The organism is Streptomyces sp. NPDC018026 (genome assembly GCF_044327745.1).
Taxonomy (GTDB): Bacteria; Actinomycetota; Actinomycetes; order Streptomycetales; family Streptomycetaceae; genus Streptomyces; species Streptomyces rubrogriseus.
Window position 1 is genome coordinate 482,596 of the sequence record NZ_JBIRFY010000002.1, and the last position, 13,086, is coordinate 495,681.

Genomic DNA, 13,086 nt, shown 5'->3' on the forward strand with positions numbered 1-13,086 from the left:
CGGCACCCGGGGGGTGCGTGGTGAGGGGGACCGGTCCGGCCGGGTTAGGCTGGATGGTCCCCCTTGTCAGCACACGAAGGTCCCGTGAGATGCCTGCCGAAGCCTCCCCGGCCGCCGAGTCCGTGTTTCCGCAGCTCGAAGCCCTGCTCCCGCACGTGCAGAAGCCGATCCAGTACGTCGGCGGCGAGCTGAACTCCACGGTCAAGGAGTGGGCATCCTGCGACGTCCGCTGGGCCCTGATGTACCCCGACGCCTACGAGGTCGGCCTGCCCAACCAGGGCGTCATGATCCTCTACGAGGTGCTCAACGAGCAGCAGGGCGTCCTCGCCGAGCGCACCTACAGCGTGTGGCCGGACCTCGAGGAGCTGATGCGGGAGCACTCCGTCCCGCAGTTCACCGTCGACAGCCACCGCCCGGTCGGTGCCTTCGACGTCTTCGGCCTCTCCTTCTCCACGGAGCTGGGCTACACCAACATGCTCACCGCCCTGGACCTCGCGGGCATCCCGCTGGAGGCGAAGGACCGCGGCATCGACGACCCGATCGTGCTGGCCGGCGGCCACGCCGCCTTCAACCCCGAGCCGATCGCGGACTTCATCGACTGCGCGGTCATCGGCGACGGTGAGCAGGCCGTCCTGGAGGTCACCGCGATCATCCGCGCCTGGAAGGCCGAGGGCCGTCCCGGCGGCCGCGAGGAACTCCTGCTCCGCCTGTCCAAGACCGGCGGCGTCTACGTCCCCGCCTTCTACGACGTCGAGTACCTCCCCGACGGCCGCATCGCCCGCGTCGTCCCCAACCGCTCCGGCGTCCCGTGGCGCGTCTCGAAGCACACCGTCATGGACCTCGACGAGTGGCCCTACCCCAAGCAGCCCCTCGTCCCGCTCGCCGAGACCGTCCACGAGCGCATGTCCGTGGAGATCTTCCGCGGCTGCACCCGCGGCTGCCGCTTCTGCCAGGCCGGCATGATCACCCGCCCGGTGCGCGAGCGCTCCATCACCGGCATCGGCGAGATGGTCGACAAGGGCCTGAAGGCGACCGGTTTCGAGGAGGTCGGCCTCCTCTCCCTCTCCTCCGCCGACCACACGGAGATCGCCGACGTCGCCAAGGGCCTCGCCGACCGGTACGAGGAGGACAAGATCGGCCTGTCCCTCCCCTCCACCCGCGTCGACGCCTTCAACATCGACCTGGCCAACGAGCTGACCCGCAACGGCCGCCGCTCCGGCCTCACCTTCGCCCCCGAGGGCGGTTCCGAGCGCATCCGCAAGGTCATCAACAAGATGGTCTCCGAGGACGACCTCATCCGCACCGTCGCCACGGCCTACGGCAACGGCTGGCGCCAGGTGAAGCTGTACTTCATGTGCGGCCTGCCCACCGAGACCGACGACGACGTCCTCCAGATCGCCGACATGGCCACCCGCGTCATCGCCAAGGGCCGCGAGGTCTCCGGCTCCGGCGACATCCGCTGCACGGTCTCCATCGGCGGCTTCGTCCCCAAGCCCCACACCCCCTTCCAGTGGGCCCCGCAGCTCTCCGCCGAGGAGACCGACGCCCGCCTCCAGAAGCTCCGCGACAAGATCCGCGGCGACAAGAAGTACGGCCGCTCCATCGGCTTCCGCTACCACGACGGCAAGCCCGGCATCGTCGAGGGCCTCCTCTCCCGCGGCGACCGCCGCCTCGGTGCCGTCATCCGCGCGGTCTACGACGACGGCGGCCGCTTCGACGGCTGGCGCGAGCACTTCTCCTACGACCGCTGGATGGCCTGCGCCGACAAGGCCCTGGAGCCGACCGGCGTCGACGTCGACTGGTACACCACCCGCGAGCGCGGCTACGAGGAGGTCCTGCCCTGGGACCACCTCGACTCCGGCCTCGACAAGGAGTGGCTCTGGGAGGACTGGCAGGACGCCCTCGACGAGACCGAGGTCGACGACTGCCGCTGGACCCCGTGCTTCGACTGCGGCGTCTGCCCGGCCATGGACACCGAGATCCAGGTCGGCCCGACCGGCAAGAAGCTGCTGCCGCTGACGGTGAAGTGACGCAGGTCACTGCCTGTTCGTGACGTACGGTCAGTTTGCCTTGATTCGAACCCGTGGACGAGATCGTGAAGCGTCGTCTTGGATGGCGATGGGGTGCGGGTACCGGGTTCTTCTTGTGAACCGGGGGTGGACGGACTGTGCGTTTCGGCGGATCCGGGTGCCCTTCGACAAGTGAAAAGCAGTCGGCGGACCGCAGCCTTCAGCCCGTAAGGCCGGACGATCCCTAGGACTGCGATGAAGGCACGTAGCAAGATCGTTACACCTCCGAACCGCCTCAGACGGGGCGCATCCCGGCGGCACGCCGGGGTCAGGGCGGCGGCGCTGCTCGGCGTGGCGCCGCTGCTGTTCCTGGCCGCCGCGCCGACGCACGCGGTGGTCGGACAGCCCGGCGGCGGGGTCGACCACGACTTCACCGCCCGGCTCGTGGTCGGCGACCACCAGCGCGGCTGCTCGGGCTCGCTGGTCACCCCCGAGTGGGTGCTCACGGCCGCCAGTTGCTTCGTCGACAACCCCGCCTCCGACCTCTCGCTCCCGGCCGGGCCGCCCCCGCTGAAGACGGTGGCGACCGTGGGCGACGGCCAGGCCCGCACCGTGGTGGAGCTCCGTCCGCACGGTGAGCGCGATCTCGTGCTGGCCCGTCTCGCGCAGCCGGTGCGGGGTGTGGCGCCCGTTCCGGTGGCCGCCACCGCGCCCGCCGCCGGGCAGGAACTGACCGTCGCGGGACACGGCCGCACGGCGAGCGAGTGGGTGCCGCTCGAAAGGCACACCGGCACGTTCGCCGTCACCGCAGTCGACGGCGGCGACCTCACCCTCGCCGGGGAGAACGGCGCGTCGGTCTGCCAGGGCGACGCCGGTGGTCCCGCCGTGGCCACGGTCGACGGCAGGCTCGCGCTGGTCGCCGTCAGCAGCCGCTCCAACCAGGTGGGCTGCTTCGGCAACGAGGCCCCGGAGGGGACCGCGGCCGCCGCGGTCAGCACCCGCGTCGACGACGTCCGGGACTGGATCACCGCCACCGCCCGGTCCACCCCGAGGGCCGACTTCAACGGTGACGGCCGCAGCGACGTCGGCCTGCTCTACGACAACGGAGCCGCCACGGGCGGCGGCTTCAGCGCCGCGCTCTGGTCGCTGACCAGTACGGAGTCCGGGTTCGCCGCGCCGCAGCGCCGGTGGGACAGCACGGTCTTCGGCAGCTGGAACGCGAGCCGCTCGAAGACCTTCGCCGGTGACTTCGACGGCGACGGCCGCAGCGACGTCGGCGTGCTCTACGACAACGGCACACGACCGGACGGCACCGGCAACCGCACCGCGCTGTGGACCTTCACCAACACCGGCGCGGGCTTCGCCGAACCGGTGAGGGTGTGGGACAGCCTGGACGGCGGCAGCTGGACGTGGAGCCGCTCCGAGCCGGTCGTCGGCGACTTCGACGGCGACGGCCGCGACGACGTGGGCGTGCTGTACGACAACGGCGCTCGCGCGGACGGCGGCGGGAACCGCACCACGCTGTGGACGCTGCGGAGCACGGGTTCCGGTTTCGCCAAGCCGGTCATGGCGTGGGACAGCGCGGTCAGCGGCAGCTGGTCCTGGAGCAAGTCGAAGCCGGTCGCGGGCGATTTCGACGGTGACGGGCGCGGTGACGTCGGTGTGCTGTACGACTACGGTGCGCGGGCGGACGGTACCGGCAACCGCACCGGCCTGTGGACGCTGAGCAGCACGGGCTCCGGCTTCGCCAGGCCGGTGAAGGTGTGGGACAGCGGCGACAGCGCCGGCAGCTGGACGTGGGGCAGCTCCGAGCCGGTCTCCGGTGACTTCGACGGTGACGGCCGCGGTGACGTCGGCGTGCTGTACGACAACGGCGCTCGCGCGGACGGCGGCGGGAACCGCACGACGCTGTGGACGCTGCGGAGCACGGGTTCCGGTTTCGCCAAGCCGGTCACGGTGTGGGACAGCGCGGTCAGCGGCAGCTGGTCCTGGGACAAGTCGAAGCCGGTCGCGGGCGATTTCGACGGTGACGGGCGCGGTGACGTCGGTGTGCTGTACGACTACGGTGCGCGGGCGGACGGTACCGGCAACCGCACCGGCCTGTGGACGCTGAGCAGCACGGGCTCCGGCTTCGCCAGGCCGGTGAAGGTGTGGGACAGCGCCGACGGCGGCAGCTGGACCTGGTCGCGCAGCGACCTCGCCTGAGCGACGCGAGTCCGAACCGGACCGCCACGACGGTCGGACGCCGGACGGCGTCCCGTCGTGGCGGTTCGTCGTATCGGTTCGTCGTATCGGTTCGTGTACCGGCGGGAACTCGCGGCGGCCGGAACGCGTACTCTGGAGGAGAGGGCCGGGCGCCACATCCCCATCGAGGTGAGGGTCACGCCCGTCCCGCCCGCCGTACGCAAGGAGAAGTTCCCCTGGGCAAGCGACAGCCCGTAGGCCCGCCGCCCGTTCCCGCGGTGCAGCGCATTCGACTGCGTTACACCAAGCGCGGCCGCCTCCGGTTCACCAGCCACCGTGACTTCCAGCGCGCCTTCGAGCGTGCGCTGCGCCGCGCCGAGGTGCCGATGGCGTACTCGGCGGGGTTCACCCCGCACCCGAAGGTGTCGTACGCCAATGCCGCACCCACCGGCACGGGCAGTGAGGCGGAGTACCTGGAGATCGCGCTCACCGAAGCGCGCGATCCGGAGTGGCTGCGGCTGCTCCTCGACGAGTCGCTGCCCACCGGGCTCGACGTCGTCGACGCGGTCGAGGCCCGGACCTCCGGGCTCGCCGACCGGCTGACGGCCTCCGTGTGGGAGCTGCGGCTGGACGGTGTGGAGCCCGCCGAGGCCGAGAGGGCCGTCGCGGCCTTCGACGCGGCCCCGGCGGTGGAGGTGCAGCGGCGTACGAAGAACGGCGTCCGCACCTTCGACACCCGCTCCGCCGTCGCGCACCTGGAGTGCGTCACCACGCACGGTTCACCGGCTGATAGGCCGAGCGACCGGCCCTGTGCGATACTGCGCCTGGTTGTTCGGCACGTGACGCCTGCCGTACGACCCGACGACGTCCTGTCCGGTCTTCGCGCCGTGGCCGACCTGGCGCCGCCGGTCCCCGCAGCGGTGACCAGGCTGGCGCAGGGGCTGTTCGATGAAGAGACCGGTGCGGTGACCGACCCGCTCGCGCCCGACCGCGAGGCAGAAGCGCCCGAGCCGCATCCGGCCGCCGCTTCCGCCGCCGCGAAGGCGCCGGCGTAAGGAAGGTTCCGCGTAGGGACGGACGTCGTAGCGCCGCCCTCGAACTCGGGAGCCACCTGGGTCGGGCAGCGCACCGACCACAAGACTTTCGCCAGGCCGTGCACGACAAGGGGTACGGAACCGGCGAGACAAGACACGGATGAGCTTCCGAGCGGCGCCCGCGCCCCGGACGGCGGCGACCGCGCATCGCGCGAGCCGCGGACGTCACCGGCGGTCGACATGTCGATGCCGGACCAGGCGCGGCGCCCGGGAGCCTGACGGGAGAAACCCCCGCATGCTCGAACCGACCGAACCCACCGAGTCCTCGACCCCGACGGACTCCGAGTCGAACACCCCCAGCGACACCCTGCCGCCGCGCCGCCGGCGCAGGGCCGCGTCCCGCCCGGCGGGTCCGCCGTCCGGCGGTTCCGAGGCGCCGGCGGAGACCGTCGCGCCGGCCGAGCCGGCCCCCGCCCAGGCGGCCGAGGCCCCCGAGCCGGCGCCGGAGCCCGCGGCCCCCGCCCGGCCGCGGCGCCGTGCGGTCCGCCGTGCCTCCGCGCCCGCCGGGACTCCCGAGGCCGCCGAGGCGGCCGAGACCGTCGTGTCCGCGACCTCCGCCGCCGAGACGCCGGCACCGGCCGAGGAGACCACGGAGCCCGTCGAGACCACCGAGCCTGCCGCGCCCAAGGGGCGTACCCGCCGCCGCGCCACGCGCAGCGTGACCTCGGCCGGCGAGCAGACCGCCACCGAGCCCGCCGCCGCCGCGGCCCCGGAGCCCGCCGAAGCCGCGACGGAGGAAGCGGAGACCGAGGCCGAGGCCGAGAGCGCCGCGCCCAAGGGCCGCACCCGTCGTCGTGCCACGCGCCGTGTGTCCGCCCCGGCCGAAGCGGGCGAGTCCGAGGCCGTCGCGGCCCCCGAGCCCGCGAAGGCCGCGGAGAGCGCCGCGCCCGCCAAGGCCGCGGAGGCAGCCGAGTCCGGCGAGGAGACCGCGCCGCGTCGTGCGCGCCGCCGGTCCACCCGCAAGGCCGCCACCGGGTTCGCCGCTCCGGCGCAGTCCGCCGCCGCGGCGTCCGACGAGGCGGAGGCGCCCAAGCGCCCGTCGCGTCCCGCGGTCGCCGTGTTCCAGGCGCCCGTGTTCGCCGAGCCGCAGTTCCAGACGCCCGAGCGGGCCGCGGCCGAGGCCGCCGCCGAGGCGGCCGGTGCCGAGACGGCGAAGCCGGCCGAGGAGAGCGTGGAGGCCGCTCCGGAGGAGCAGTCCGCCGCCTCCCGCCGCCGTCGCAAGCGCCGGGGCGCCGCCGCCGAGGAGCGGGCCACGGCCGCCGTCACCGAGGACGAGCCCGCGGCCGGTGCCCGGGCTCAGAGCGCCGCCGACGCCGAGACCGACACCGAGGCCGAGTCCGAGACCGAGACCGACGAGTCGGGCGACGAGCACGACGACGCCGACGGCTACGAGGAGTCCGGTTCGCGCCGCCGTCGTCGCCGGGGCGGCCGTCGCCGTCGCCGGGGCGACGCCGCCGACGGCGACACCGACGGCGAGGGCGAGCACACCGGCGCCGACCAGGCCGATCAGGATGCATCGGACACCGCCGAGCAGGCGGACGAGGACGCCGAGGAGAGCGAGGAGGCCGCCGGCGAGAGCGGCGGTTCCAGCAGCAGCCGGCGCCGCCGTCGCCGTCGCCGCCGGGCCGGGGACGGCTCGGGCGAGGCCGACTCCGCCACCGACGACCCCGAGCGCACCGTCGTCAAGGTGCGCGAGCCGCGGCCGGCGCGGGAGAAGAGCGAGCCGTCCGACGAGGTGCAGTCCATCAAGGGCTCGACCCGTCTGGAGGCCAAGAAGCAGCGCCGCCGCGAGGGCCGCGAGCAGGGCCGCAGGCGCGTGCCGATCATCACCGAGGCCGAGTTCCTGGCCCGCCGCGAGGCCGTCGAGCGCGTCATGGTCGTCCGCCAGCACGGCGAGCGCACCCAGATCGGCGTCCTGGAGGACGGGGTGCTCGTCGAGCACTACGTCAACAAGGAGCAGGCCACCTCGTACGTCGGCAACGTCTACCTCGGCAAGGTGCAGAACGTGCTGCCGTCGATGGAGGCCGCCTTCATCGACATCGGCAAGGGCCGCAACGCCGTCCTGTACGCCGGTGAGGTCAACTTCGAGGCGCTGGGCATGGCGAACGGCCCGCGCCGCATCGAGTCCGCGCTCAAGTCCGGCCAGCCGGTCCTGGTGCAGGTCACCAAGGACCCGATCGGTCACAAGGGCGCCCGCCTGACCAGCCAGGTCTCGCTGCCCGGCCGCTACCTGGTCTACGTGCCCGAGGGCTCGATGACCGGCATCAGCCGCAAGCTGCCCGACACCGAGCGCTCCCGGCTGAAGTCGATCCTGAAGAAGATCGTCCCGGAGGACGCGGGCGTCATCGTGCGCACCGCCGCCGAGGGCGCCAGCGAGGACGAGCTGCGCCGCGACGTCGAGCGGCTCCAGGCGCAGTGGGAGGACATCCAGAAGAAGGCGAAGAGCGGCGGCAGCTCGAACGCGCCCTCGCTGCTCTACGGCGAGCCGGACATGACCGTCCGGGTCGTGCGCGACATCTTCAACGAGGACTTCTCCAAGGTCGTCGTCAGCGGCGACGACGCCTGGCAGACCATCCACGGCTACGTGTCGCACGTGGCGCCGGACCTCGCCGAGCGGCTGTCCAAGTGGACCAGCGAGGTCGACGTCTTCGCCACGTACCGGATCGACGAGCAGCTCGCCAAGGCGCTGGACCGCAAGGTCTGGCTGCCCAGCGGCGGTTCGCTGGTGATCGACCGGACCGAGGCGATGGTCGTCATCGACGTCAACACCGGCAAGTTCACCGGTCAGGGCGGCAACCTCGAGGAGACGGTCACCAGGAACAACCTGGAGGCGGCCGAGGAGATCGTGCGCCAGCTCAGGCTGCGCGACCTCGGCGGCATCATCGTCATCGACTTCATCGACATGGTGCTGGAGTCCAACCGGGACCTGGTGCTGCGGCGCCTGCTGGAGTGCCTGGGCCGGGACCGGACCAAGCACCAGGTCGCCGAGGTGACCTCGCTGGGCCTGGTCCAGATGACCCGCAAGCGGGTCGGCCAGGGCCTGCTGGAGTCCTTCTCGGAGACCTGCGTCCACTGCAACGGCCGCGGTGTCATCGTCCACCTCGACCAGCCGACGTCGGCCGGTGGCGGCGGTGGCAAGCGCCGCAAGCGGGCGCGGGCCGGGGCCGAGCAGCCGCACGAGCACGAGGCCGTCGCCGGGGTGGAGACCGGACCGACGCCGGAGCAGGAGGCGGACACCGAGTCCGAGACCGAGGTGGCCGCCGAGGTGGCCGAGCCGGTCGCCCTCCCGGCGCCCGACTTCAGCGCGGACGAGGAGCTGTACAGCAGCGCCGCCGAGGCCGAGGCGGCCGCCACGCGCGGTCGCGGCCGGCGTCGCACCAGCCGGCGGGCGTCCGCCCCGGCGGGTGCGCCCAGGGCGGCGAAGGGCGAGGCGAAGGCGGAGTCCGCGAAGGCGGAGGCCGTGCCCGCCGGGGCGCCGACCGCGCAGGACGTCACGGTGCAGGAGGAGGTCGAGCGTCCCGTGCGGCGCGAGCCCGCCGCCGAGGTGCTGGCCGAGCCCGCCGCCGTCGAGGACGCCGTCTCCGGCGCTCCTGCTCCGGCCGCCGCGGCCGAGACCGCGGCGCCCGCGCCGGAGGAGGCCGCCCCCAAGGGCCGTACCCGCCGTCGGGCCACCCGGAAGGTGTCCGCACCGGCCGGTTCGCCCGAGGGGGCCGAGGCCGCCGTACTGACGGTCCCGGAGACCACCGCCGCGGTGTCCGAGCAGCCCGCGCCGGAGCCCGAGCAGGCACCGGAGGCGGCCCCGGCCGCCGAGCCGGCCGAGAGCGCCGCCGCCCCGGCCCGTCCGCGGCGCCGCGCGGTGCGCAAGCCCACCACGTCCACCGCGTCCGAGGAGGCGGCCGTCGTGGTCGTCCCGTCGGCCCCGGCGGAGGAGGCCCAGGACGCGCGGCCGGAGGCCGAGGAGGCCGCCCCGGCCAAGAAGGCGGCGGCCCGCAAGACGGCCAAGAAGGCGACGGCGAAGAAGGCCGCCACCAAGAAGACCGCGGCCAAGAAGACGACGACCGCGAAGAAGGCCACGGCCAAGAAGGCGGCCAAGACGACGACCGCCAAGAAGGCCACGGCCAAGAAGACGGCGTCGAAGAAGACCGCGGCGGCCGCCCAGCAGGCGCCGTCCTCGGTCTCGGCCGCCACCGACGAGGGCTGATCCGGCACCCGTCCGATACGGCACCTGTCGCACCACGTGTGGCCCCGTGCGAACGGAATCCGTTCGCACGGGGCCACACGTTTCCCCGGCCGCCCCCGCGCGCATCATCAACGACAGCCGGGGTGCCCCGGCAAGGAGAGGAGACCACGTGCCGGTACTGACGAGGCTCATCCCCTCGCCGCTCGTCGTGGACGTCCGGCCGGGCGCCCTGGACGACCTGGCGAGCGTCCTGGCGGACCAGCGGATCTCGCAGTCCGGGAAGCTGGCCGTGGCGATCTCCGACGGCTCGGGGACGCGGCTGCGCCGGCGGCTGGAGCCGTCGCTGCCCGGCGCCGACTGGTTCGAGGTCGGCGGCGGCACCATCGACGACGCGGTGCGCCTGGCCGACGGCATGAAGTCGGGGCGCTACGACGCGGTCGTCGGGCTCGGCGGCGGCAAGGTCATCGACTGCGCCAAGTTCGCCGCGGCCCGGGTGGGCCTGCCCATGGTCGCGGTGGCCACCAACCTGTCCCACGACGGCATCTGCTCGCCGGTCTCGATTCTCGACAACGACGCGGGCCGCGGTTCGTACGGCGTGCCGACGCCCATCGCGCTCGTCGTCGACCTCGCGGTGATCCGGGAGGCGCCGATCCGGTTCGTGCGCTCCGGGATCGGCGACGCCGTCTCCAACGTCTCCGCGGTCGCCGACTGGGAGCTGGCCCACCGGGAGAACGGCGAGAAGGTCGACGGTCTCGCCGCCGCCCTCGCCCGGCAGGCCGGCGAGGCCGTGCTGCGCCACCCCGGCGGCTGCGGCGACGACGGGTTCCTGACCGTGCTGACCGAGGGGCTGGTGCTGTCCGGCATCGCCATGACCATCGCCGGGCACACCCGCCCCTCGTCCGGCGCCTGCCACGAGATCAGCCACGCCCTGGACCTGCTGTATCCCCGGCGCGCGGCCAGTCACGGCGAGCAGGTCGGCATCGGCGCGGCCTTCGCGACGTACCTGCGCGGCGACCGGGAGGGCTCGCTGCTGATGGCGGACACGCTGCGCCGGCACGGGCTGCCGGTGGTGGCCCGGGAGATCGGGTTCGGCGACGAGGAGTTCGTGCGGGCCGTGGGGTTCGCGCCGCAGACCCGGCCCGGCCGGTACACGATCCTGGAGCACCTCGACCTGACGCCCGCGCGGGCGGGGGAGGCGTACGCCGAGTACGTCGCGGCGGTCTCCGGCTGAGGCGCGGGGCCCGGTTTGACCCCTGTCGTGCGGGCCCGTAATCTTGACCGTCGGCGTGTCGACTGACGCGTCACATCCCCGTAAACCTCTTTCCTTCCGGGTGTGCGCCCTCGCGGGCTCCCGCCGGGAGAGGCCGTCCGTGTGTCACCGGGTGGCTGGACTGCGGGGGTGCCGTTCCATAGCGAGAGAGTGAGATCCGCGTGTACGCCATCGTGCGCAGCGGTGGTCGCCAGCACAAGGTTGCTGTCGGCGACATCGTTGAGGTTGACAAGATTTCCACCGCCCAGGTCGGCGACACGGTCGAGCTCTCGACCCTGCTCGTCGTCGACGGCGACGCTGTGACCAGCGACCCGTGGGTGCTGGCCGGCATCAAGGTCCAGGCCGAGGTCGTGGACCACCACAAGGGCCAGAAGATCGACATTCTGCGCTACAAGAACAAGACCGGCTACCGCCGTCGTCAGGGCCACCGCCAGCAGTACACGGCGATCAAGGTCACTGAGATCCCCGCGGCTGCGAAGTAAGGGACTGAGGAGACATGGCACACAAGAAGGGCGCATCGTCCACCCGGAACGGTCGCGACTCGAATGCCCAGCGGCTCGGCGTGAAGCGCTTCGGCGGTCAGGCCGTCAACGCGGGTGAGATCCTGGTCCGCCAGCGTGGCACCCACTTCCACCCGGGCGCCGGTGTCGGCCGCGGTGGCGACGACACGCTGTTCGCCCTGCAGGCCGGCGCGGTGCAGTTCGGCACCCACCGCGGCCGCAAGGTCGTGAACATCGTTCCGGTCGCCTGATCGGACACTTTCGCGAGGCGGGCCTCACTTCCCCGAGGGGAAGCGGGTCCGCCTTTCGCGTGTTACCCAAGAGACATTCGCGCAGTAGGCAGTAACTGGAGGCACATCCCATGACCACCTTCGTGGACCGCGTCGAGCTGCACGTCGCCGCGGGTAACGGAGGCCACGGCTGTGCCTCCGTCCACCGTGAGAAGTTCAAGCCGCTCGGCGGCCCGGACGGCGGCAACGGCGGCCGGGGCGGCGACGTGATCCTCATCGTGGACCAGTCGGTGACCACGCTCCTCGACTACCACCACTCCCCGCACCGCAAGGCCACCAACGGCAAGCCCGGCGAGGGCGGCAACCGCTCCGGCAAGGACGGCCAGGACCTGGTCCTGCCCGTGCCCGACGGCACCGTGGTCCTCGACGGCGCGGGCAACGTGCTCGCCGACCTGGTCGGCCACGGCACCTCCTACGTCGCCGCGCAGGGCGGCCGGGGCGGCCTCGGCAACGCGGCGCTGGCCTCCGCGCGGCGCAAGGCACCCGGTTTCGCGCTGCTCGGCGAGCCCGGTGACCTCCAGGACATCCACCTGGAGCTGAAGACCGTCGCCGACGTGGCGCTGGTCGGCTACCCGAGCGCCGGCAAGTCCTCGCTGATCTCCGTGCTGAGCGCGGCCAAGCCGAAGATCGCCGACTACCCCTTCACGACGCTCGTCCCCAACCTGGGCGTGGTGACGGCGGGCGAGACCGTGTACACCGTCGCGGACGTCCCCGGTCTCATCCCCGGCGCCAGCCAGGGCAAGGGCCTCGGCCTGGAGTTCCTGCGGCACGTGGAGCGGTGCAGCGTGCTGGTGCACGTCCTGGACACGGCGACCCTGGAGTCCGAGCGCGACCCGCTCTCCGACCTGGACGTCATCGAGGCCGAGCTGCGCGAGTACGGCGGCCTGGACAACCGGCCGCGGATCGTCGTCCTCAACAAGATCGACGTGCCCGACGGCAAGGACCTCGCCGAGATGGTCCGGCCGGACCTCCAGGCGCGCGGCTACCGGGTCTTCGAGGTGTCGGCGGTGGCCCACATGGGCCTCAGGGAGCTGTCCTTCGCGCTGGCCGAGCTGGTCGCCACCGCGCGTGCCGCCCGGCCGAAGGAGGAGGCCACGCGGATCGTCATCCGGCCCAAGGCGGTGGACGACGCGGGCTTCACCGTCACCCGCGAGGAGGACGGCCTGTTCCGGGTGCGCGGCGAGAAGCCCGAACGCTGGGTGCGCCAGACCGACTTCAACAACGACGAGGCCGTCGGCTACCTCTCCGACCGGCTCAACCGTCTCGGCGTCGAGGACAAGCTGATGAAGGCCGGCGCCCGCAACGGCGACGGTGTGGCCATCGGTCCCGAGGACAACGCGGTCGTCTTCGACTGGGAGCCCTCGGTCACCGCCGGTGCCGAGATGCTCGGCCGCCGCGGCGAGGACCACCGCTTCGAGGCGCCCCGCCCGGCCGCCCAGCGACGCCGGGACCGGGACGCCGAACGGGACGAGGCGGACCGGGGATACGAAGGGTTCGACCCCTTCGCGTCGTAGCCGCGGTCGCCGTTGCCGGCTCTCCTTGACGATCTCCTCCAGCGG

The 13,086-nt window shown here is 73.0% G+C and carries 8 protein-coding genes; all 8 read left to right on the forward strand.

Going from position 1 to position 13,086, the window contains the following annotated elements:
• Window positions 1-89: 89 nt before the first annotated feature.
• A complete protein-coding gene (locus ACH4D3_RS07810) occupies window positions 90-2,030 on the forward strand; it encodes a TIGR03960 family B12-binding radical SAM protein (RefSeq protein ID WP_398317730.1) in 1,941 nt (646 codons plus the stop codon).
• Window positions 2,031-2,264: 234 nt separating this feature from the next.
• Window positions 2,265-4,214: a S1 family peptidase gene (locus ACH4D3_RS07815; protein WP_398317733.1), complete on the forward strand. Its 1,950-nt coding sequence runs from the start codon at window positions 2,265-2,267 to the stop codon at window positions 4,212-4,214.
• Window positions 4,215-4,471: 257 nt separating this feature from the next.
• Window positions 4,472-5,248: a TIGR03936 family radical SAM-associated protein gene (locus ACH4D3_RS07820; RefSeq protein ID WP_398317736.1), complete on the forward strand. Its 777-nt coding sequence runs from the start codon at window positions 4,472-4,474 to the stop codon at window positions 5,246-5,248.
• 274 nt (window positions 5,249-5,522) lie between these two features.
• Complete coding sequence (locus ACH4D3_RS07825) at window positions 5,523-9,488, forward strand: ribonuclease E/G (RefSeq protein WP_398317739.1); 3,966 nt, start codon at window positions 5,523-5,525, stop codon at window positions 9,486-9,488.
• A 148-nt stretch (window positions 9,489-9,636) separates the two neighbouring features.
• Entirely contained in the window at window positions 9,637-10,698 is a 1,062-nt protein-coding gene (locus ACH4D3_RS07830; protein WP_398317742.1) for an iron-containing alcohol dehydrogenase family protein, read from the forward strand.
• A 200-nt stretch (window positions 10,699-10,898) separates the two neighbouring features.
• Window positions 10,899-11,219: a 50S ribosomal protein L21 gene (rplU, locus tag ACH4D3_RS07835; RefSeq protein ID WP_007449531.1), complete on the forward strand. Its 321-nt coding sequence runs from the start codon at window positions 10,899-10,901 to the stop codon at window positions 11,217-11,219.
• Window positions 11,220-11,233: 14 nt separating this feature from the next.
• Window positions 11,234-11,488, forward strand: a complete 255-nt coding sequence (gene rpmA / locus ACH4D3_RS07840; RefSeq protein WP_003976205.1) for a 50S ribosomal protein L27 — start codon at window positions 11,234-11,236, stop codon at window positions 11,486-11,488.
• 110 nt (window positions 11,489-11,598) lie between these two features.
• Window positions 11,599-13,041, forward strand: a complete 1,443-nt coding sequence (gene obgE / locus ACH4D3_RS07845; protein ID WP_398317746.1) for a GTPase ObgE — start codon at window positions 11,599-11,601, stop codon at window positions 13,039-13,041.
• The last annotated feature ends 45 nt before the right edge of the window (window positions 13,042-13,086 follow it).